Here is a 20961-nt window from a genome sequence, read left to right as displayed (position 1 = left end):
CTTAATATACTTTCCTTTAAGCGGCTTGTTTCTAGTTCTTTTAGCTTTTAATCAATATTTCTTCCGTGATTTGAATCATTTTACCAATTCAAATTCGTACACCCAAACCCAGGGGTTTCGTTCCCAAGTACCTTTACCCGATATCTGGTCTATCAGTATTTCAAAGGCGTCTTTAGGTGTACAATATGGCTGGTTGTCATTTGGGATATAATAAGCATCCATCATACCGTTAGCCTTACTTCCGCATTGGCCTTTGATAATTCCTTCTTTCAAGCAATCTTCATCCGATATATCCTGTAACTGTTGTATTTTGACATTAGTCACTCGGATATGATGTTTGCAACCAGCATCACGAACAAACATTTTATTATTCCAACCGGCTGAATCTTTCATGAACCCTTTTATCCCTAAGTCTTTAGGATCTCTATCAAGTGAGTCGGGATCATAACCAAGATCTTTGTAGGATTGTGCTATTGCTATAATTTCGCCTTCCTTTTTATACTGAGGCTTAATCCATTTTGTGTGCTCGCCCGGATTGTCTTTATCTACCCAACAATATGCAAGCCATAGCGGAGAGTCTTCGCCATCACCTGCAAATACAGGAAATGCAATTTCATTCTTTTCATACGGAGGTTGTATAGAGGCTATTCTTCTTGTCATCGTCTTTCGACCTTCCAGTACGGCCTGTGTCAGACCTAAGCGATCATTGAACATTATCTTTTTCATATTCGATTTTTTTTAAATTATTCCACATCCAAAATAAAACCTTATCATCTTCAATAGCTGGTCCATATTTAACCTTCCATCTCCATCCAGTATCTTCTGTCCATTCCCTGTAAGCGGTATCGCATTTACCATTTCCATAGAAAATAATACAATCGTCTGTCGTTGCTAAAATCTGACCATTTTCTAAGTTTATTCCAGTTTCGGGCATGAGTTTAGATGGAAGTTTAATCACAGAAAGTTGTTCAAGCATCCACTCAACACCTGCTTTAAAAGCGACATATCTGGGAGAACGTATACCAACGCTATCAAATCTAACTAGATATCCGTCAAGGATAAACATATCTTTTTGATATGCTTCCGCTCTCTCTCTTATTGCTTGGTTCATTTCTTTTTAGTTATGATTGTTTCTATATAATCCCCATCCTTCATATATTTCAAAAGAAATCAATCCTTTTATTCCATATACCCAGTAATTAAAACCTCCAGAACTATACATTCCGTGACTACATCCTCTTAATCCAAAACAAGTGTATTTTGCCTTTGAACCGAGTAGTAAACTGTATTTTCTTGATCTGCTCATAATTTTTTAGTTGTTAATCAAACATATTAAAATATCTCCTAAAAGTATCCAGTGGTGTGTGGTCTACGTATGTAGTTCCATCCCAATGGTTACTCCACCGATTATCACATCTATTAAAATCGCTCCATTTTTCAACCTGGAAACACCAAGTGAATCTAACAAAAGCATAGAGAATATAACATATTGCATTAAGCAATACAGATATAAGACATATTATAGCCCACAACGCAGTATGTATTCTTAAATACTTCATATCTTCATTTATTTTTAATTTTTCTCGTTATTAAATCCACACAAGCATTAAAAGCCCTGTTAAAGTCATCAAGGCTTATGATATGTTTATCAATGTCATCCGCATAGTCCGAACCATATCCATCAAGTTGAATACTTGCACTACTGTTATATTCATCACCTCTATTGTCGAAATGAACATGGATGCAATCGAATGTAATTTCATCCCCATACCTATCTGTATTAACCTGATCTATCGCTGTAATCTTTTCGTATGATGTATGTGCCCGGTGGAGACATTGACCTACGAGATATTGAAACTTAGCTTTCTTTTTATCAGCTTCCTCTTCCTTGATCCGCTGTATTTTAGCTTCTAATCTCTGTATTTTATCCATGATACTCAGTTATTTTTAGTTTGGAATTAATACTACATGGCTAATTTAGGCTCAGACAAAGCCTTTTTTAGGCGCTCCATGCTAGCGTCGTAATACTCTTTGTCGATTTCAAATCCGATAAATTTACGCCCAGTATTGATACAGGCTACAGCCGTAGAACCACTGCCTGAGAATGGATCGCAGACAATTGATCCCGGTTGAGTTGTAAGAGCTAATAATCGTTCAAGCAAACGAACTGGTTTCTGGGTTGGATGAATCGCTTTAAATTTTTCAGGAGTTTCACGAATAATAGAACTTTCGTTCATTCCTTCTGTCATTGATTTCATGATAGATACACATCTGTCAGCCTTTCCAAGAGTGTCGGAAGAAATGGTAACTGTACTGCTTTTGATTGTTTTATTTTCGCTTATGGCAACACCAGTACATATGTACTTTTCAACTGCTACGAGATGATTATTATTAGTCAGCACGGTCTTTAATCTTTTTATGTCGCTTATAATACTATCAAAATCATATTTTTTCTTTTCGATATAGGGAACTTTAACTCGGTTAATGATCCCTTTACCTTTAGTATGTATTGACGCAGTTTCGTGTATTCGGCATATTGGCAACAGCGGAGAACTGGGGTAATTTTTATGCCACACACACTCTTCCTTAAAAATAAATCCTAGATCGGACAATATCGTATTCCATCTATAAAATGACGTCCCACGCCCGAACAACACAACAAATCCGTCTTTCTTCAATACTCGTTTAAATTCAGAGAATAAGGCGGTTTCGTTGAATGGTATATCTAATTTATGACCTGTCAAGTAAAGGTATGGCGGGTCTGTTAGTATGCAATCGATGCTAGCGTCAGGTATTCGTTTAATACTCTCCTGGCAATCTTCATTATATATTTTGTTTATATCCATTTGCTTCAGTTATTTTTAGTTTAGAGTTAATAATTTGGATTCAATACATAAATGTCGCAGTCGTGGCATAAATTACAGGTCTTTGTACTGTCTCTAAGGCATCTAACCTTCGATTTTTCTTTATTCTTTTCAGCCCATGCTGCGCCGGCTTCAAAGCTACGTCTTACCGTTTCTGGCACATTGAGAGTAGCTTTCATTTCAAAATCAACGAGATATTTTATTTCTTCTTCTTTCGTTTTCATGTTTCATTATTTTTTAAAGTTGAAATTCTTCCGGTTCCCCGCTATGATGCCTGAGAACGCTTACTATCATATATTCTTTATTCACAAGCTGAGTAAAGGCATAGCCTTCTATTTCCTCGCGGTTGTAGCTGGATTTAACTTCTACCCAAGCACCTGATTCGTATCTAATTAAAACTTTGTACATATCAATTATTTTTAATTTATCTTGATTTGAAAGCGTTTCTGACTTCAACCAAAGAGTCTATGAGTTGATCTATCGATTCTATGCGAGTGAAACGAAGAACAACAGGATTTTTAGCCTCTGATATGTTTTTAATTACATTATCCACGCTATTCCACTTAGTAATATCTTTCGGTACATCTTCTGAAAATAATACGCCATGAGCGTCCTCTTCATTCCAGTCTAAGCCTATTATGTGGATGTCACCTGTTCCAAATTCTACCACCGTAACGTCTGTACGGTCATCCATTTTTACGTTTTTCTTTATCATACTTCAGTTCTATTTATCTATGAGTTTTCTTGTTTTTGTTTTTCTTCCTACGTTTAGTAATAGCTTTACTGTTATTCCCCCTTTTGGTAGACGAACCTTTCCAGGTATAAGGACCTCTATCTAAGGCCTCTTCATTCGGAACTATATGATACACGCCATTTTCATCGTAATAATTTCCCACAATTTACCTCCTTCCCGTATTGCTTGTTAAAAACGGAATCCGCTTGTTGAAACTGTTCTGTAAACCGGTTCGGCTTACTTGAAATTGATTCTCTCCGAGAGGTGCATCCGGCCAGTAAAGCCAGCAAGCACATGATTGTTACTATCTTCATTTCCTTTTATTATTTATTTTGTTGAATATTTCATCAAGTTCTTTCTCATTCAAGAAAAGTTTTCCGCTTCTTTTTAATGAGTGCAATTTCTTATTATAAAGCCTGTTCACGTAATTATTGGCTCTACGGTATCTGTCCCAATAACTACCACACTTTGGATCGGTTTCACATGGCGAGGGCTGCTTGACTGTTTTTAGCGCCTGTCTTACTTTCATATTCGTTATTTTTTAGATTAAAGCCATTCTAAACTCTCTTCCCAAATTTTCTCACAGGCTGTTTTTATATCATCCTTAAATTCTTCATCCTCCATCTTTTGGTTAAAGCTGTCGAACAAATCTCCATCTCCTTCTAGAGATATCGGTTCAAAGCTATCTTTTTCAATATTCTTTTGACTGAAGTAAGCAGTGAACTCACAATCATAAAACTTAAATGTTAGCTCGAAACATTTAGGGAAAGGAATGCTATCGTACTCTTCTTTATCCTCTACTTATTCATATCCCCAATTATTCAGTTCTCCACAAACAAGAAGAATACTTTTCGATAGTTGTTTATTAAATGTTACCATACTCGGTTCTTTTTAGTGTAAAAATTTATAACCAGGCTGAACATTGTCAGCTTCTTCTTTAGTCTCAAACATTAGAGTGCTGGTGCCGTTTCTACCTTCGTCTACATATTCGACTTTAATCCACCATTTGTCGTATTCGTAATAAGGCTTTCCCTGCACCTTTGTTACCCAAGCATCAATTAAGTTCATGTTTTTTTTAATTATGATATAACGTTTCTCTCACAATGTTTTTAAAATCGTCCATAAGAGCCTTATAACGTTTTTCCGAGGCGTCTAACCCTTGATAGTTTCTGAGGTATATGTCAAAGGCTTTAATGGCTTCCTGTTAGGCTTCGCTGTAGCCTGTGACATAGGCTGTCTCAATTTCTTCTTTGGTGTAGACTCCGCTCTGATTACTTATTCTTCCGGAGTATTGTTCTGATTTCTGATCTATTGTCATAATATCCCCTTATTTTTATATTCTATTGATTTTCACATTCATTAAAAGCCTTCTCAAACACCTCTGGGCTCAACAGCTTGTTTGCTATTGCTTGAAATGCCGTTGATATTGCCGGTATCTCATTTAAGTTTACATGTACGTCTTTCGGGGTAAGGCTATCTGTTATATTTCTTGACAAAAACATGGCTTTATCCATCGAAAGATACAATAACGGGTTACAGGCAAGAGGTGCATACTTGCATATAGCCGTGTAGAAATCACGAATTGTAATCTTAGATGCTTGACAAAGCATGTCTATTATAGAACTGATAGAGATAAGTTGATTCAGTTCTCCGTGACATCCTGCATTATGTAGGGCTTGACTAATAGCAAATCCATACTTGTCGATATGCGGCTTTATGTCGTCTTCCATACTTTGCGTGATTATCGCCAATGCATCAGCATTTACTTTTGCCGTAATGCCTATGTTGGTGTTATACGACCGCATGTATTTGTAAAGGTCATTTACATTTTTCTTAACTTCCTGCTTGTAAAATGGGGTAATTCTCACTTCGTCCCTCAATTGGAGTACGGAGTTGTATACTTGATCGTTCAGAAACAGGACTATGTATGTCAGAGACGTAACAAGACCTCCTGTGCCTTGATCTATATCTTCCCAGCTGTTATACTTCATATTTCGTCACTCTGTTTTCTTTTGCGCAAGGACATTCCCCGCATTGTTTGATAATCTGAGTTCTGTGTTCTTCGTCTTTAAAAATCCACGGGCATCCAAATGTCCGGTCCATGGCATCTGCGAACCGGCAACATCCTGGACTTTGATATGATTTTTGGAACACGTGCCTTGGTAAAGACATGGCATATTCAGCCTCCTCTTTTGTCAGGAGGTGGAAATATTTCTTTTCTTGGTTCATGATTTTATTTTAAATCGGTTTTTTTGACTCTGTAATGAGTCCCGTCAATTTCTTTAATAACAAAGTCTGCAAAAGAGGCTTCTCCTTTTGAAACCATTTTGCATACATCGTTATAGGAGTACAATTTTACTTTTTTATCAAACTTGATAATGTCAGCTATATTAAGTTCTTTATAGTTGAAATTATCTATGAGTTGATTTACGGCATCAGACAGCCTTTCAGGCGTGAAATTGTTTTCTATGATACGTTCTGCCAGTAGACTAAAAAAACTGCCTGACATCTTAGGAAAAGCTGCTTTCAGGCGATTGGTTGCTACAAGGACATCGTTGGGAGTAGCAATTTCTCCTGAATACAGACTAATTTCCTTGTTTTCGTTTTTGCTTATTGTAATAAGCTCTTGCGATTCCTTCGGCGACATCTGTGGATATGTCCTCATTTGTGCAACTTGAAGTTGTATTTCGTCCGCTATTTTTGTTGTCATAATTACCCGATATTACTTTTTCAAAATTAGTAGGCTTAATAAGCCAATCAAAAGAAGCTCGCCAGCCATTTTTATTTTGACCTTTGAGAAAATCACTGTTTAATGCTATTTGTATCATTTTTATAAAGGTTTCTTTTCCGTATGTTTTGATACGAGCATTAATCATTCCTTTCCTAGTATCCGAGAGAGGTAGATGTATTGTTCCGAAAACGCCTTTCGTCTCTTCGTTGAAGAATTTGACAAGTTCGGAGTAGTCGATATGCTCAGCGTGGGGCTGCGAAGTCCCACATACAAAAGATTCGTTAGAATCTCCTATATTTACTTTACTTTCCTTTACTTTACTTTGTGTACTTTTTGCGGAGTTTACAGGCTTTTCTTCGGAATAAATCGGTTTTTCTTCCGAAGAAATAAGTGAAAACTCCGAAATTTCACTTTTTCTTCTGCATAAATCGCATATTTTTTTATATCTCTCTTGTATTCCTCTCGAAGTCAATATCCCATCAGACGTATATAATTCGTTGGAAAATAATCCCAGTTTCAAGCAGCTGTTAATCACCTCCAATACATACGCCTCTTCAAACCCAGTTTGTTCCGATATAATGAAGGGCAACTCTTTGTCCCACCTCATGTAGTACCCATCCTTGTAGATAAAACATAGCAGGAGAGCATATACTGTTACGGCTTTACCGCTTTGATACTTGATTAGTTTACGGATGCGAATGTCTTGGAATAAATTAGTATCGAAAGGGAAATAGTCTAGTCCTTCTTTATTTGGTCGTGCCATGTTTATTTCTCCACAATTTAAATTCATCCATTGTTCTATTCCCTTTTTGCAAATTACATTTCTCGCATAAAACTTGAAGGTTTTCCAACACCGTAAAACCACCTCGTGATACAGGCATAATATGATCTACATTGAGTTTTTCAGAACTGCCGCACACGGAGCAAAATCTACCGTCACGATCAAATACCTTTTTCTTTATGCTATCATTCAGCTTCATCGTCTCTTCTTTGATAGCGTCATATATCCTTGAACTAATCCCATGTTTTTCGATGAATAGATATAGTTCTCTGCCGCCAAACGGCATACGTTTTACAACTGTCCCGTCAAGCGCATAAATCGTTTTATGTTTCCTAGCAAACGATTTCATCTGCCTATACGATGGGATACAGCTTCTTATTACATCGCCATCGTCAGAGTAGAAAGACCTGACCACTTTCCCATTGACTACTTTATTTAGCAAAGAGTATTCTTTAGAGGTAAGTTTATTGAATCCTCGTTTGATCATAAATTTTGATTTAAAAATTATACAATACAATATACTCCCCGGCCTAAACCGGGGAATGATCAAATACGTGAATAGGGTAGGGCTATTTGATAGTCCTCTTGATCTCGTCCATCAACCTCTCGGTTATACTTGTATTATGCGCAAATGACGGGGCTTTGAGCGTTTAGAAACTTATATACGAAATATATTTGCCCTTTTCCCGTGACCTTTGTGGTCGTAGATACAAGTACAGATCCATCAGGTTTGTTAATAGTCGTCTGCTTTATTTCAAATAGCCCTAGTTCCATTGATTTTTGTGATGGCTGATTATAGTATTGTCCTTTTTGACATAAGTAGCCGTTTTTACGAAGCCACTCGAATAATCTGTTTTGTCCGATCTTGATGCCGTTTTGTTGCAAAATCTTAGCCAACTCAGCTATCAGGCATGAACGTCGGGATGTGGACACTGCATCGGCAAATAGTACCTTGGGAGCGTCAGACTGAATCTTTTGCTCGGCCTCGATACGTTTTTGTTGTTCCTCCTTGAGGTTAGTGGCTAATTGGATCAAGAAATCAGGTGAAGTCAAAGCCTTCTCTAATGTGTTGTTTGTCATATATGCACCATGCTTACGGATGGAAGGGAGAACCTCTCCGCATACCCAATCTTGGAATGGTTCGGCTTGCGGCTTGTCGGATCGCATGATTACTTTGTAAAGGTTCTTTTCATTGACAAAATTCATTTGTTGTTCTCTACCAATTGAATCGGTGACCCCAATCCGAATGGGGGCATCCGTCAATCTTGATTGTACAGCGTCTACACGCAATCCTAAAATTTTGCAAACATCTGCAAGGCAGAATAAAGGGTTTTCACTAGTACCGGCTACTCTCACTTCACCGAAACGTTCGTTCTTGAATATTTCAATTCCGTTCATAAAATATGATGTTTAATTTTTAGACAATAAGATTGCAGGGCAGCCGTATACTAGCCGCCCGATTCATACTATAATGATATTTAATATATCCCTAGCTTAGAATCTATCTCGTAAGACAATCGTGACAGGAGACGCTTAATGTCTGCCAGTTCCTTTTCCTTTTTCGAAAGTTGGGAAAAGATACAACCCAAATTCAAAACGCCAAAGAAAAAACGATTTTTTGATCAATATCCAGTACTACCATATCCACCAGTCCCCCTATCTGATTCTGAAAGCTCTTCAACTTCTTCTAATTCAATCTTGGGATATGGTATGATAATTAATTGACCAATGCGGTCGCCTACGGAGTAGCAATATCTGTTATCAACATCATAAACATAATCAGTATTTTTATTCATAAGTAATTTTGTTTCTTGTGGACTTTTGAATAAAAATAAGATATTGCGCCACCATTTAGTATATTTTGTTCGTGTTGTTGTCACTCTATATTTGAATTTTATCTCTCCACGATAACCGCTATCAATAACTCCAACAGAATTTGTCAATATCAAATTTTTTCTACTGTTGCTTGATCGTGGGAAAACAAGTCCAACATATCCTTGTGGTATTTCGATAGCCAAACCGGTACCATATACAACATTCCCATAATTATCAATTTCCTTTGATACAGCTGTTAAATCAAGTCCTGCATCTGTATCATGCGCGTAGGATGGCATAACGGCATCTTTATGCAATTTCTTAATATTTACTTTCATTTTAATAAAAGTTATTTGTTATATTCATATTGAATGTTAGTCCCAAGGAATGTACCCTGGAGTTGATATTTCTCTGTTCTTGAATCTATTAACATGTTCTTCTATATTGCATCCTTTTTGACAAGGATCGTAGTCTTTTTATTGATCTTTACAGGGATGCGCTCGATATTCGGTTCGGGAGGTATTCCACCTTCCTGTTCCGGTATCCGGTAAGTTTTCATCTTTGACATGACTTACTTATAAATAAATAACATATTCTTATAGAGTTAGCTACTAAGTTAATTTTCTTCTCTTTGCAGGTTATTTCCAATTCGGAGAAGGATTTAGAGTGTATGCAGTCACGACATCTTGCGTGAATTATTTCTTTCTTTGCCATACTATAATTTTATTGGTAAGCCAGCATAAACCCATGTTAAAATAGCAGAGTCTCTTGCATCTTGGTTCAGTCGCCTGTCAAGTCCTCCTACTATCTTCGATAGCTCATCCTGGGTAATCTTTCCGTCTTTACCTTTCCAACATTTACGGAGAGGTTTAATTTCGTCAACTTCCAGTCCTATATGCCTGGCCATTTCAGCGATCTTTCTTGCTACTTCATGGTTGCGACCGGTATTCTGACCGATCTTTGCGGCGGCGGCAGGAGAGGAGCGTGTAGCATGCCAGTTACTTTCATTCATCCAGCCAGCTTCAACAACTACTATAACCGATTCTTTTTGTCGATCAACAAATTCTTCCTTCATTGTTTTAAGTAATCCACAAGGAGAGGAAATGAAAGATTAGTCACGTTTAAACACCTTGACTTAACATGCAGTTCTGTGACTCCTGATTTGTCACAATCGGGGTCAATGCCTATCACTCTGTCTTTTTTAATCATAATTATAATTGTCGTAATCATCCGGATCGAAATCCGGTATGTCGTATCCAAAATCCATAATGCTAATATCAAATGTGGGACGGATCGGAATCGAACCAATCTAATGCAGGTACCACCTTTCGCCCCTAATACCCTGCATATCCTCACGGACGGCAGGGGTAACTTAACTTAAACTAATACCATGAAAAACACACTATTTTATCCCCATATCTTCCAGTCAGGGATGTACTCGTAACTATTCATTTTGTTCTATAATTTCATTAATCAAATCATTTCTCCATCCTAGTATAACCCCGTATTCATCAATATTCATAATGATGTAGTCACCGTATCCTACATCTGCAGGACACATAATCTCGGGTACATAACCATCATAAGATGCAATAATATCTTTATTACTATCGAGAATATCACATTTAAAATCATCACATACCTTGTAGTGAATAACAGCGGTAGTCCCTTGCTTCCAGTTGACTATTATTCCATTATCTATGTCTATAAGAGGTTGCCAACGCCATTGCCGTTCTTTGCTATGTTTACATTCCACATATGCAGTACATGGCATTGTTGGCGCACTGTTTGTTTCATCACAAACAGTATCTTTTACTCCATTTACTTCGGCATCATCCCAATATCTGACACCTGCATCTACTTTTAAATAAATCGCTTCAAATTCTGTTGGCTTGTTGATTGTTATTTTCATCTTGCAATTATTTATATCTATATTCTTTTACCATTTCTTCATATCTAGGGTTACCAAAGTAAGGCAAACAGAGGTCTCACATCTCACGGCACCCTTTAATGTCGGATTTGGTTTGTTTGTAATTATTCTACTTCTTCTATTTTGCCATTAATAAGCATATAGAAGGTATTCTCTTTGATAATGTTGCCATCAACTTTTACCGTTTTAACATCTTTAATTGGATAACCCTCACCATTCCAGTCACCTCTTTCTGTTAGGACAAGCCAATTGCCTATGCAGCCTTGAGCTTTAGATTTGTAACCTGTAACTATAGCTATAGACTCTTTACCTTGTACTATAGCAGCTGACCGGTCACCGGTGTTCGTTGCAGCTGACCGGTCACCGGTGTTCGTTGCAGCTGACCGGTCACCGGTGTTCGTTGCAGCTGACCGGTCACCGGTGTTCGTTGCAGCTGACCGGTCACCGGTGTTCGTTGCAGCTGACTGGTCACCGGTGTTCGTTGCAGCTGACTGGTAACCGGTGTTCGTTGCAGCTGACCAGTTACCGGTGTTCGTTGCAGCTGACCGGTCACCGGTGTTCGTTGCAGCTGACCAGTTACCGGTGTTCGTTGCAGCTGACCGGTCACCGGTGTTCGTTGCAGCTGACTGGTAACCGGTGTTCGTTGCAGCTGACCGGTCACCGGTGTTCGTTGCAGCTGACCGGTCACCGGTGTTCGTTGCAGCTGACCGGTCACCGGTGTTCGTTGCAGCTGACCGGTCACCGGTGTTCGTTGCAGCTGACCGGTCACCGGTGTTCGTTGCAGCTGACTGGTCACCGGTGTTCGTTGCAGCTGACTGGTAACCGGTGTTCGTTGCAGCTGACCAGTTACCGGTGTTCGTTGCAGCTGACCGGTTACCGGTGTTTTCCGATGCGTTATTTCTCCAATCGATCTTTTCTAAAATAAAGTCTATTCCTGCTTTAATAATTCCGTTTAAACCAATTTCAGCTTTTATTTTTAGTTTTGATGAAGCAACTTTGCTGTCTCCGTTAACTTCTTTATCAAGAGTACCTGAAGCTTCTACTTCGCAATATCTATTTTCCCATTTCCATCGGATGGTGGATAATAAGAAAACACATCAAATGGATTTTCACAGAAATGAAATCCGTTATAACATGCTTTAATAGCTTCTTTTTCTTCGTATTCTTTTCCTGTTTCATATTGAAATCCCCTGCATTGTAGGTTTTGTTGAAACCTTTATAACCTTTAATTTTATCCATAATATTACTTTGATTTACATCTTAATATTTCTCTACGTTTAATAATAGCTTTGCCTGTAACAATCATATCAGAAGAGAGAGAATGAAGAAGAGATTTTTTAGTCATTCCTATATCCTCTTCTTTTAAATGATCGAATATGGCAGATATGCTACCGAAATAATGATCGGTCTTTTAAAGATTAAATGAACGTGTACTACTTTCATATTTCCATATATTACTTATTTAGAAATATACTTTTCCAATTTCTTTAAATCCTTCTTTAGCAACCTTACAGAATCCACCACCTTAGGCTTCTTGCCTGTAGCATCAAAATGCTCGGCAGCTATCCTTGCATGACGAAGAAGAGAGGACAGAAGATACTGAGGAGGTGGGTTCTCTTTCATTTGTATCAAAAATTAGAAAGATTATTCATAAAATCATATTCGGATATATTATGTAAGAATACAGAGAATAATACGTCTTTTACTCGATCATATAAATTTTGAAACTCCGCTTCGTCCATTTTATCAAAAGCTATTGACTTAGGAATGTCTATCCATTCCTTTCGTGCCAAGCTGTATACGGTATCACAATGACCTGCTGCTACTTCTACTGTCTTCCGAAAGCAATTTATGTCTTCTTTGAAATGTCTTGTCGTAGCTTCATTTTGATAAGCCCATGCCGTATTTATCAGCTGAAAGTATTTGCGGTGAAAGTCTATATTACGAGCCAGCGTGATTCTAGCCTTGTATGTATGCCCTAACTTGAGTTTCTTTTTCTCGTCATAGTCAGAATCATAACATGGTTTTAATCCGCTGGCTGTATTAAGGAGGTATAGTTCCATCAAAAAGGAAGTTGATCTATTTCAGGTCCAATTGGTGGAAAATCCGCTTGTGAAGGTGCATCTTCCGCTGTTAATGGAGACTTAGAATTTGAACTGTCTCCTTTACCCGACAGCATTAGGTCGTACGCTAAAATGTCGGTAACATATCGTTTAATACCGTCCTTCTCGTATTCCCTGTATTGCAGGGTACCCATGATAATGATTTTGTCGCCTTTATGGACGTACTTTTCTGCGATTTCAGCCAAACCTCTCCAGGCAATAATACTGTGCCATTGAGTTTTTTCAGCTACTTCTGTACCATCTTGTTTCTTATACCCTCCGGTGGAGGTGGCAAGAGAAAAGGTTGCAACCTTAACGCCTCCGTCCAGCGTCCTGACTTCCGGATCTTTGCCGACGTTACCGGCAAGGAGGACTTGATTTATTGATTTGCTCATTTGATTATTTTTTAAATGTTATTGAATATCCTTGACTAGCCATTCTGACAGGGGGGATGATTGTGGATACTTCTCCTGTTTCATCATCTACTATCGTTGTTCTTCCTGATAGAGATTTTAAAAATCCTTCTCTGTCTTTTATCTTTTTATCCAGCAACTGTTTTTGCTGGACTAAGTCATTATATATAGGATCGGAGCAATCTGTATAATCATATTTTACGCCTACTTCTTTTATTGTAAGTTTAGCTCCATTCCAAGAGGTTTCTTTACCGTTTTTCTCAATTTCCGACATTGTACAGTCCTTGATCCGGTCATCGTTGACAAATTTTGTCAATGCTTCAATTATGCCTTTGGCTTTTACTGTAGCTTCTATTGGGTTTACGTCCCATCCAATACCGATAGGATCAACCGGTTCGAAACACTCTCCTGCTCTGTCTTATTGACAGGTATAGAATTAAATAGCTCTATATTGCTCATTTTAGATTATTGTTGATTAAATATTGTTGATACACTTCACTGATAGTATTTATTTCTATAGGTGTTACTTGGTAATTTTGTTCTATCAAAGCTGCTATAGAGAATCGCTGCTTGTTTGCTTTTGCTTCTGTTGATTTATTATAAATCCATTTGCAAATAGCATTCATCGATTCTTTGTTATTCAGGTGTTCCCTTGTAAGAACTTTCTTTTGATTAGAGTTTGCTGGTTTAGATGGTGAGTTTTGAGACGCCTTGTTGCCATCATCATCTTCGTCAATATTTAAGCTTAATGCAGCCCCTAAAGCATATCTCCTTTGATATGTTATACACGATCCAACGCCTTGGGGATCATTTTTGACGGGTTTCATTGTGTACTTGCTGGCAATAAATTCTCCGGATATGTGCATTACTATAGTTTCTAGTTCGTTTTCACCAACTGGTAACTGCATTACAGATAGCCCGCTATTAGATAAAGGCTCTTGTATAACATCTAATATGTCAGATAATGTAGCATATTTAGACTTGAAAAACGGTTGTTTGCTGATTTTTGATCTTGCCTACTTCTTGCTGAAATTTACAAAGTGCATTAGCAATTTCTTTTATTGATTCTGATCTTTCCATATCATTTATATTTAGTTTGTGGACGCCAGGGAATCGAACCCCTTTCTTTTCCGTTTGGAAACGCTATACCATTAAGCCATACGCCCAGTTGCCGGTCTTTCCCGGCGGTCAACAATAATAAAATTAACATTAAAAGAGGGCTCGCATCACGATGTCCTTTACATCGGCTTTGATTAATTAATAAATAATTGATTGATTATATTCGTCCCCTACCTACCGTGCTTCATCCCACCGGGCCAGGTGCAAGCGTCAAGGGCTACCACTTTCTAAGGCTCGCGGTTGCCGATATGAGGATGATTTACACCTCAGGAAAAGATCTATTTACTTCCCAAATACTTCTTCGAATTTATTGTCAACGCATTCAATATCTTTATTCTTTCGGCTGGATTTGAGGTTATATTGTCTATTGAGTAAATCCGAGAAAGAAGCTGGGATCTTGATCCACAAAAACATCCACATGTGTATCTGTAACTATAAAATGGTTATTTTTTTTCTGTATATCTCGGTGTGTTGAGATTGCCGGCTGCAGAGCTACGGACATCACAGTCGCTGTCATTAACGAGTTCCACAAGCGTTTCAACCGGCATGTTGGGGTTGCCGGCTGCAGAGCTACGGACAGTCCAGTAGCTGTCCTTAGCCAGTTCCACAAGCGTTTCAACCGGCATGTTGGGGTTGTCGGCTGCAGAGCTACGGACATAACAGCAGCTGTCCTTAGCCAGTTCCACAAGCGTTTCAGCCGGCATGTTGGGGTTGCCGGCTGCATAGCGACGGACATCCCAGTCGCTGTCCTTAGCCAGTTCCACAAGCGTTTCAACCGGCATGTTGGGGTTGTCGGCTGCATAGCGGGATATTCCAGTCGCTGTCCTTAGCCAGTTCCACAAGCGTTTCAACCGGCGTGTTTGGGTTGCGGGCTGCAGAGCGGCGGACAGTCCAGTCGCTGTTCAAAATTTCTTTTTATCCATATTATTTTAATTAAAGTATTACCAATTTAAAGTACTTGCTTCCCAATCCCTCTGATAAATATCTTCGGGATCTTCCGTCTCTTCGTATCCGTCGTAGTCGTAATCTCCGTCGGGGTCTCTTATATAAATATCCCTCATGCCTTAAAGACTTTAAGGTTATATGCCGATATGCAGCACATTATTAATCCTAAAACGTTGGGCACAAAGGTGTCACTCTCGGATATCACGAGGATAAAACCCGCAAATAGCAGGATTGCAAGAAATACCTTTTTCATATATATTTGATTTTTATTGTTTATAAAATAACCGTGCGAACCTCTCGGCGGGCACGGTCTATACCTAACCTATAGTATTTAAGCAAATGCCATATGTGGCTTAACCCGGAATCGAACCGGGACGACAGGAGTTTTAAGTGCGATTAATTTTACAAGTACGCTAGTCTCTCAACCTGCCTATAAACGGAACATCTTTAGCGTCTACCATTTCGCCATTAAGCCATTTGCCCGCCTGTATCTTCGCAGACGAGACGGGTTGAATACTTAATTCTTCATTTTTAATCGGATATTAAATAATACACGGACCTCTCGGCTGGTGCAGTACAAAACTTAATAAACTTATAATTCATATTACACAAAGGGGAGGATGACGGATTCGAACCGCCGTGAATCATATGATGTAATCATATGCGCTCTAACCTATTGAGCTATCCCCCCATATGGAAATATCATCCTGGATAGTTGTTATTTTCTTCCTTTCCTATTTGTCTTGTCATAGTAGTCTTCTACTGCCTTATCCAAGTCTACCTGGATTATTTTCCCATTTTGTTTTATAGAATCCTTAAAGACTTCCTTCCGTTTCAATCTTACAATGGTACTCATACTAACTCCTAGTCTTTCCGCTAAAGGAGCAAGTCCCCTAACCATTTTAGAACCTACGTTTGTTTCAGTTGTAATTTTACTTGAAAGCCTTTGTATAATAAGGTCAGCCAGTTGACCTGCTGTTACTTCCGTTGCTGGCATATTGGCTATATCCATTTGATTATATTTTTACGTTATGAGTAATACATTTCTCCCTCTTGACATTGATCGGACCCTGCAAACCATCTCTGTGTTGTTGTTCGCTCTTGACCGTCTTAACCGTTGTCTCCTCATATCCATATTGTGATCTACAATTAGTAAGATAAGCAAGCATCCGGCTATTACCGATTTGGTTGCCGATGAAAAGTCAAATGTGATGCGAAGCCCCGAAATGCGTTCAGCCAGGATAAGAGTAAGTTGCCTGCCGTTTATTATATTTAATTTCTCATAGGCAGTTCTTAGCTGGTTTACAATGGTACTTGTTGACCTGCATTTGATTTCTGCAATTTCTTTTTATCCAAACCGGAGCAGTACATGATGGCTGTTCGCTCACATTCAACTGTGAGTTCCGGAAATATGCGTTCCATGCTATTTTAACTTTATAATCGATATATATCCGCGAGGATGGATGGTCGATATTCTGTACATCAAATCCATTTGGGATTTTAGTTTTCCGGCGATTCTAGCCTCTTTATTCCTTCTTGAAGCTTCTGATTTAATGCCGTTAAACCTGTTTTCAGCAAAAGGAGTTCTGTATATTACTCCGACTTTCATTTGATTAAACAGTTCAACGGTTTTAACTTCGTCTGTAAATTCAATTACTTTTTCCATATTCATTTTAAGTGTTATTGTAAATGTGGCTGTGCCTGGGGTCGAACCAGGATGAGTTATCAAGCTCTTACCTCTAATGATTGATCGTCCTATCATAGAGTAATGTGTCTACCTTTTTCACCACACAGCCTATATAAAGTCCCTGGTTGTGTACAAACTTTCGCCTACACAGCCAGGAACCGATTGTATTTTTCCTAATTTAGCCCCGCTGCACTCATCGGACATGTCACGAATCTGCTTTTCACGAGTATGTATCGCGTCTGCTATATTGCAGGTATGCGCCACTTTGTCGTTGTTGGATACGAAAAACTGCGATTTCAAGCGTTGACTGGTTACTAACCACCAGTTTAGGAAAGAATGATACTTTTATGCTATTGTTTCAACCACTAAAGTTGCGTACCTTTGTATCGTTCTGACATTGCAAATATATACTACATTTGTGTAGTATCAAAATTGTATACAACAAAAAGTTAGTATATAAACATTGTTTAACTTTTGAGAGGTTTCGCGTACATTTATATAGTATCATGGATCTAAAAGAATTTGTTAGTGAAATATTAAAGGAGATAATTGCCGGGGTTAAGGATGCTCAGGTTTTTGCGGCTGAAAATGAGGCTTGTATAAATCCTAATCAATTTGGGGTTCTTACATCTCCAAGGCATATATTAGATATGGGAGATGGGGCAGTGTCTGTTGTTCAGCCGGTACAGTTTGATGTATGTGTAACACATACTAAAAAGGGTACAGGGAAGTTGGGGATCGAAATAGTTTCAGGTAATAAGGAAAGTATAAAAGGCGCAGAAAGTAGAATAAAATTCTCTATAGCAGTTTCTTTGCCAAGAATGAAGCCTAATTTTTCCACCAAGAATCCCGATTATGGGATTTCAGAAGTTGACAAAACAAAGTGATTGCAAATACGATAGCTATAACAAATACAATAATGTATAATATACCAATCGTATATACAAATTCTTTAATGGGTAACGTTTCAATGTATTTAACCAGCTCTTTCATAGCATGTAAAGACGACCAACTCCAAAGTTGCGGTTTGAAGTTAAGTCGCCTATATAGTCCCTTACGGGAACAGTTAAACAATTTAGTCGGTATCATCCGCAACTTGATTCCGGTGTAAATATACTAAATTAATGTAGTATATTCTAATTACATGTATGTTATTTAGTAATATGGGAAAAGTAGAAAGACTTAATGATGCTTATCAATATTTGAGGAGCATAGGTAAAATCCATACTCAAACCGATTTGGCAAAAACTATGAACGCCAACAGGGTTACTATAAGTAATGCATTGAAAGATAGGGGAGGATATTTAAACGATGATTTTTATCTCGTTTCTGTAGGGCTTTGATGGATTATTTAATTTGGATTGGCTTCTGACGGGAGAGGGTAATATGCTGAATGAAGATTCCCCTGTAATAGATGCTTCATTATCCCCGTCAAAAGAAGGCGTATTTTTCACCGAAACGACTAGCGGAGCCAAGTTTTATGATTTGGGTAATGGAAAGTACCGGATGACTGTTAAGCTTGTGCCTTATTGCGCATATGGAAGGTTTGCAAATGTGCATGATACACTGGAACAGGATAGGGATGACTGGGAGGAAGAATCGTTCGAAGTATCTCAGATCGCACATGGTAATTATTTATCCTTCGAGGTGAAGAATGATAGTATGGATGACGGGACCAGGCAAAGCTTTGAAGCCGGCGACAGGCTTTTAGTCCGTGAACTAAACAGGATATACTGGAAGGACAAGCTTAGATATACGGATCATCCATACTGGGTGATAGCATTCGGATCATCTGTTTTGATCAAGCAGATAGTCAGTCAAGACATGGAGCGAGGGGTTATAACTCTTCATTCTCTTAACCCGTCTCCGAATACAGTGACTTTGAATTGTCTATTGACGAAATTCAAAAGCTTTATTATGTGATAAAAAGAACCCTAAACCGGTAGAGTATTAATACAGGGGACTTTGTGACCTTCGGACTGAATGACTGAAGGTCGCAAAGATGATCCTACTTTAATTCTTCAATCACACATCTTCGAATGATGAATATGTGACCGATCTTCCCTTCTTTCTAACAACCCTGTAGGCTTTTTCTATCTTCCCTGCATCCACTAAGATATCTTTAAACAAAGGGTTCAAAGAATGGAAGATGAATGTATCACTATCCTTGTCGTAGCCTGTTATCTGTTTAAATAAAACGCTGCAGTCTGTTTTAAGAAGCCAAAATCCCCTATGGTCTTCCTTTTTAATTCGTCTATAGAAACAGGAACCGTAAATATCCTGTCGCCTCTTTCAAAACTGGTTCTAAGTCCGTTGTCCATACTGTCGCAGAGAACAGTAAATACTGTATAAGAACACTCTATACCTTCTATTTCTTCAATCTTTGATTTCATGTGTAAAATAAATTATAGTTATAAAAATCGCATAATAATGGCTGTGCGGAATTTTAACGCACCTCCGGTTGGCTGGTTTCAGCCGGTATTTAATTGGTATTAGCCCGCCATCAGGTGGCTAGGCGTAGATCCACTTCTATTCGGTCCATAATTTTCTTCTTTTGTTGTTTTTATGATAAAGGATAGCAATAATGACACTCCGGAGTGTTTTTTATACGCCAATCTATTAATACTATTGAGGCATAAATAGAACAATAGCCTCTCTTATTTTGTTATCCAGTTCTAAGCATAAAATCAACTTCAGAATTGTTTGATTATGAGACCTTTTATTGCTTCAAGCTACTTGTTTTCAATACCTAAATAGTTAAATACTATCTAATAGGCTAGATGACAATAAATTGAAATTTGTTAACTAGACACTATCACATACACAATAAACTGTATTTTAATATAAAGTAAGTTTACTTGTGTTGTGGGCATTTAGCAATAAAAGGACTATTTAACTGTTAGCCCATTTTAATCTATCAATTATCATATGAATTATGTATTACTGGTTTAATATTATGTATAAACTGAGAGTTAAGGAAATATTGAAGATGCAAGGTCGAACCGGAAGGATTTGGCAACAGAATTAGGTATGACAGAAGTCGGATTGTATAAAGCCATTGGAGAAAGTGGTAATCCTTCTTTGAAGCGACTGCAAGAAATTGCAAATTTATTAAATGTTGAAGTATGGGAACTGTTCACCGAATCCCCCGGAGAAAGCGAAATTTCCGGCTTCATTAAGGCAAAAGGAACTATTTATGAAATAAAATCACGTTCAGATATAGAAAATTTGTTGAATAGCTTGGGCTAGGTATCGTTTTTATCTAATTTTGCGTCATATTAACCTATTAATTATATTGATATGACTAGATTCTTGTTGACCATAATGATTATGGTCACATTGTTTGCCTGCAAAAATGAAGAAGAAGAGGTAAGGCTTACCGCTATTAAACTAGACAAAACAAAACTTACTTTGAAAGTTGGGGAAGAGTATACTTTTAAAGTATCTACGACACCGGGAGATGTCCCAGTTCCAGAATATGAATGGTATCTCGGTTCTAATAAAGGTGTTGGCAAAATTGACAATAATGGGAAATTTACAGCATTAAAACCAGGGAATGTATTGGTTCTTGTAGAAGTTAAAGATTCGTGGAAAGGAACAGGAGAATATATTAAATCAGAATGTCTTGTGACGGTAGAAGCTGGACAAGCTCAATCAATAGAACTTAATCACACAGAATCAACATTAAAAATAGGAGACGCTATTTCGCTTACTGCAAAATTGATTCCCGATTATGCAACTGATGACGAGATTGTGTGGAATCTAGCAATCCTCAAATAGCAGCTATAAAAAAAAGATGATATATTCGATAAAAAGCATCTATTACAGCTTTAAAAGAAGG

33 protein-coding genes, 1 tRNA gene and 3 pseudogenes are annotated in these 20961 nt (G+C 38.0%); 5 read left to right on the top strand and 32 right to left on the bottom strand.

The genetic code is table 11. From position 1 onward, the window contains the following. Positions 1 to 75 precede the first annotated feature (75 nt). The 31 genes and pseudogenes from P3L47_RS23000 to P3L47_RS22855 all read right to left on the bottom strand — a co-directional run bounded on the left by P3L47_RS23000 (position 76) and on the right by P3L47_RS22855 (position 17099). A complete protein-coding gene (locus P3L47_RS23000; protein ID WP_277782262.1) occupies positions 76 to 726 on the bottom strand; it encodes a hypothetical protein in 651 nt (216 codons plus the stop codon). Continuing rightward, the gene (locus tag P3L47_RS22995) at positions 704 to 1111 is read right to left on the bottom strand and encodes a hypothetical protein (RefSeq protein ID WP_277782261.1); all 408 of its coding nucleotides are present in this window, start codon (positions 1109 to 1111) and stop codon (positions 704 to 706) included. Before P3L47_RS22995 ends, P3L47_RS23000 begins: the two co-directional genes overlap by 23 nt. A gap of 452 nt (positions 1112 to 1563) precedes the next feature. Then, entirely contained in the window at positions 1564 to 1932 is a 369-nt protein-coding gene (locus P3L47_RS22990; protein WP_277782260.1) for a hypothetical protein, read from the bottom strand. 32 nt (positions 1933 to 1964) lie between these two features. Further along, positions 1965 to 2846, bottom strand: a complete 882-nt coding sequence (locus tag P3L47_RS22985; protein ID WP_277782259.1) for a DNA-methyltransferase — start codon at positions 2844 to 2846, stop codon at positions 1965 to 1967. Between the two features lie 26 nt (positions 2847 to 2872). Then, positions 2873 to 3088, bottom strand: coding sequence for a hypothetical protein (locus tag P3L47_RS22980; RefSeq protein ID WP_277782258.1), 216 nt, complete (start codon positions 3086 to 3088; stop codon positions 2873 to 2875). 13 nt (positions 3089 to 3101) lie between these two features. Next, positions 3102 to 3272: a hypothetical protein gene (locus P3L47_RS22975; RefSeq protein ID WP_277782257.1), complete on the bottom strand. Its 171-nt coding sequence runs from the start codon at positions 3270 to 3272 to the stop codon at positions 3102 to 3104. A 16-nt stretch (positions 3273 to 3288) separates the two neighbouring features. Continuing rightward, positions 3289 to 3579: a hypothetical protein gene (locus P3L47_RS22970; RefSeq protein WP_277782256.1), complete on the bottom strand. Its 291-nt coding sequence runs from the start codon at positions 3577 to 3579 to the stop codon at positions 3289 to 3291. 328 nt (positions 3580 to 3907) lie between these two features. Further along, on the bottom strand, positions 3908 to 4126 hold the full coding sequence (locus tag P3L47_RS22965) for a hypothetical protein (RefSeq protein WP_277782255.1): 219 nt from the start codon (positions 4124 to 4126) through the stop codon (positions 3908 to 3910). 362 nt (positions 4127 to 4488) lie between these two features. Next, complete coding sequence (locus P3L47_RS22960) at positions 4489 to 4665, bottom strand: hypothetical protein (protein ID WP_277782254.1); 177 nt, start codon at positions 4663 to 4665, stop codon at positions 4489 to 4491. 272 nt (positions 4666 to 4937) lie between these two features. Beyond that, positions 4938 to 5588 carry a hypothetical protein gene (locus P3L47_RS22955; RefSeq protein WP_277782253.1) on the bottom strand — a complete coding sequence of 217 codons (651 nt, stop codon included), beginning with the start codon at positions 5586 to 5588 and terminating at the stop codon, positions 4938 to 4940. 242 nt (positions 5589 to 5830) lie between these two features. Beyond that, a complete protein-coding gene (locus tag P3L47_RS22950; protein ID WP_277782252.1) occupies positions 5831 to 6244 on the bottom strand; it encodes a hypothetical protein in 414 nt (137 codons plus the stop codon). Next, positions 6183 to 7091 carry a DUF4373 domain-containing protein gene (locus tag P3L47_RS22945; protein WP_277782251.1) on the bottom strand — a complete coding sequence of 303 codons (909 nt, stop codon included), beginning with the start codon at positions 7089 to 7091 and terminating at the stop codon, positions 6183 to 6185. The genes P3L47_RS22950 and P3L47_RS22945 overlap by 62 nt, the downstream gene beginning before the upstream one ends. Further along, positions 7075 to 7596, bottom strand: coding sequence for an HNH endonuclease (locus P3L47_RS22940; protein ID WP_277782250.1), 522 nt, complete (start codon positions 7594 to 7596; stop codon positions 7075 to 7077). The genes P3L47_RS22945 and P3L47_RS22940 overlap by 17 nt, the downstream gene beginning before the upstream one ends. A 134-nt stretch (positions 7597 to 7730) precedes the next feature. Then, complete coding sequence (locus P3L47_RS22935; protein ID WP_277782249.1) at positions 7731 to 8507, bottom strand: phage antirepressor; 777 nt, start codon at positions 8505 to 8507, stop codon at positions 7731 to 7733. 224 nt (positions 8508 to 8731) lie between these two features. Beyond that, positions 8732 to 9262, bottom strand: coding sequence for a dUTP diphosphatase (locus tag P3L47_RS22930; protein ID WP_277782248.1), 531 nt, complete (start codon positions 9260 to 9262; stop codon positions 8732 to 8734). A gap of 101 nt (positions 9263 to 9363) precedes the next feature. Further along, the gene (locus P3L47_RS22925) at positions 9364 to 9492 is read right to left on the bottom strand and encodes a hypothetical protein (protein WP_277782247.1); all 129 of its coding nucleotides are present in this window, start codon (positions 9490 to 9492) and stop codon (positions 9364 to 9366) included. Positions 9493 to 9639: 147 nt separating this feature from the next. Next, a complete protein-coding gene (locus P3L47_RS22920) occupies positions 9640 to 9999 on the bottom strand; it encodes a hypothetical protein (protein ID WP_277782246.1) in 360 nt (119 codons plus the stop codon). A gap of 369 nt (positions 10000 to 10368) precedes the next feature. After that, positions 10369 to 10836 carry a hypothetical protein gene (locus P3L47_RS22915; protein ID WP_277782245.1) on the bottom strand — a complete coding sequence of 156 codons (468 nt, stop codon included), beginning with the start codon at positions 10834 to 10836 and terminating at the stop codon, positions 10369 to 10371. 334 nt (positions 10837 to 11170) lie between these two features. Then, positions 11171 to 11650: a hypothetical protein gene (locus P3L47_RS22910; RefSeq protein ID WP_277782244.1), complete on the bottom strand. Its 480-nt coding sequence runs from the start codon at positions 11648 to 11650 to the stop codon at positions 11171 to 11173. 199 nt (positions 11651 to 11849) lie between these two features. Beyond that, positions 11850 to 11930: pseudogene (locus P3L47_RS23825) on the bottom strand (hypothetical protein); the annotation flags it as partial. Next, positions 11894 to 12007: pseudogene (locus tag P3L47_RS23820) on the bottom strand (DUF7666 domain-containing protein); the annotation flags it as partial. The pseudogenes P3L47_RS23825 and P3L47_RS23820, both read right to left, overlap by 37 nt. 305 nt (positions 12008 to 12312) lie before the next feature. Beyond that, a complete protein-coding gene (locus tag P3L47_RS22895; protein WP_277782242.1) occupies positions 12313 to 12477 on the bottom strand; it encodes a hypothetical protein in 165 nt (54 codons plus the stop codon). A gap of 5 nt (positions 12478 to 12482) precedes the next feature. Beyond that, on the bottom strand, positions 12483 to 12917 hold the full coding sequence (locus P3L47_RS22890) for a DUF1367 family protein (RefSeq protein WP_277782241.1): 435 nt from the start codon (positions 12915 to 12917) through the stop codon (positions 12483 to 12485). Next, entirely contained in the window at positions 12917 to 13351 is a 435-nt protein-coding gene (locus P3L47_RS22885; RefSeq protein WP_277782240.1) for a single-stranded DNA-binding protein, read from the bottom strand. The genes P3L47_RS22890 and P3L47_RS22885 overlap by 1 nt, the downstream gene beginning before the upstream one ends. A gap of 4 nt (positions 13352 to 13355) precedes the next feature. Then, positions 13356 to 13643: a hypothetical protein gene (locus P3L47_RS22880; protein ID WP_277782239.1), complete on the bottom strand. Its 288-nt coding sequence runs from the start codon at positions 13641 to 13643 to the stop codon at positions 13356 to 13358. A 181-nt stretch (positions 13644 to 13824) separates the two neighbouring features. After that, positions 13825 to 14325, bottom strand: a complete 501-nt coding sequence (locus tag P3L47_RS22875; RefSeq protein ID WP_277783735.1) for an ERF family protein — start codon at positions 14323 to 14325, stop codon at positions 13825 to 13827. Between the two features lie 606 nt (positions 14326 to 14931). Continuing rightward, positions 14932 to 15339 carry a HEAT repeat domain-containing protein gene (locus P3L47_RS22870; RefSeq protein WP_277782238.1) on the bottom strand — a complete coding sequence of 136 codons (408 nt, stop codon included), beginning with the start codon at positions 15337 to 15339 and terminating at the stop codon, positions 14932 to 14934. Position 15340: 1 nt separating this feature from the next. Beyond that, a pseudogene (locus tag P3L47_RS23815) lies at positions 15341 to 15394 on the bottom strand (hypothetical protein); the annotation flags it as partial. 653 nt (positions 15395 to 16047) lie between these two features. Continuing rightward, positions 16048 to 16123 (bottom strand) — tRNA-Val (locus tag P3L47_RS22865). 28 nt (positions 16124 to 16151) lie between these two features. Then, positions 16152 to 16445, bottom strand: a complete 294-nt coding sequence (locus tag P3L47_RS22860; RefSeq protein WP_277782237.1) for a DUF3853 family protein — start codon at positions 16443 to 16445, stop codon at positions 16152 to 16154. A gap of 411 nt (positions 16446 to 16856) precedes the next feature. Beyond that, a complete protein-coding gene (locus tag P3L47_RS22855; protein WP_277782236.1) occupies positions 16857 to 17099 on the bottom strand; it encodes a hypothetical protein in 243 nt (80 codons plus the stop codon). A 527-nt stretch (positions 17100 to 17626) separates the two neighbouring features. Here P3L47_RS22855 and P3L47_RS22850 point away from each other — a divergent pair. The 3 genes from P3L47_RS22850 to P3L47_RS22840 all read left to right on the top strand — a co-directional run bounded on the left by P3L47_RS22850 (position 17627) and on the right by P3L47_RS22840 (position 19043). Continuing rightward, complete coding sequence (locus P3L47_RS22850) at positions 17627 to 18007, top strand: hypothetical protein (RefSeq protein ID WP_277782235.1); 381 nt, start codon at positions 17627 to 17629, stop codon at positions 18005 to 18007. A 276-nt stretch (positions 18008 to 18283) separates the two neighbouring features. Beyond that, positions 18284 to 18463 carry a hypothetical protein gene (locus tag P3L47_RS22845; RefSeq protein ID WP_277782234.1) on the top strand — a complete coding sequence of 60 codons (180 nt, stop codon included), beginning with the start codon at positions 18284 to 18286 and terminating at the stop codon, positions 18461 to 18463. 13 nt (positions 18464 to 18476) lie between these two features. Next, complete coding sequence (locus tag P3L47_RS22840; RefSeq protein ID WP_277782233.1) at positions 18477 to 19043, top strand: S24 family peptidase; 567 nt, start codon at positions 18477 to 18479, stop codon at positions 19041 to 19043. Between the two features lie 257 nt (positions 19044 to 19300). On the opposite strand, the gene P3L47_RS22835 is transcribed toward P3L47_RS22840, so the two are convergent. Next, positions 19301 to 19513: a hypothetical protein gene (locus P3L47_RS22835; protein ID WP_277782232.1), complete on the bottom strand. Its 213-nt coding sequence runs from the start codon at positions 19511 to 19513 to the stop codon at positions 19301 to 19303. A gap of 619 nt (positions 19514 to 20132) precedes the next feature. On the opposite strand from P3L47_RS22835, the gene P3L47_RS22830 reads away from it, so the two are divergent. Both P3L47_RS22830 and P3L47_RS22825 read left to right on the top strand, forming a co-directional pair. Beyond that, positions 20133 to 20369: an XRE family transcriptional regulator gene (locus P3L47_RS22830; protein ID WP_277782231.1), complete on the top strand. Its 237-nt coding sequence runs from the start codon at positions 20133 to 20135 to the stop codon at positions 20367 to 20369. A 51-nt stretch (positions 20370 to 20420) separates the two neighbouring features. After that, on the top strand, positions 20421 to 20900 hold the full coding sequence (locus P3L47_RS22825) for an Ig-like domain-containing protein (RefSeq protein ID WP_277782230.1): 480 nt from the start codon (positions 20421 to 20423) through the stop codon (positions 20898 to 20900). The last annotated feature ends 61 nt before the right edge of the window (positions 20901 to 20961 follow it).

The organism is Parabacteroides chongii (assembly GCF_029581355.1).
Taxonomy (GTDB): domain Bacteria; phylum Bacteroidota; class Bacteroidia; order Bacteroidales; family Tannerellaceae; genus Parabacteroides; species Parabacteroides chongii.
This window is presented reverse-complemented; position numbering and strand designations above follow the sequence as displayed.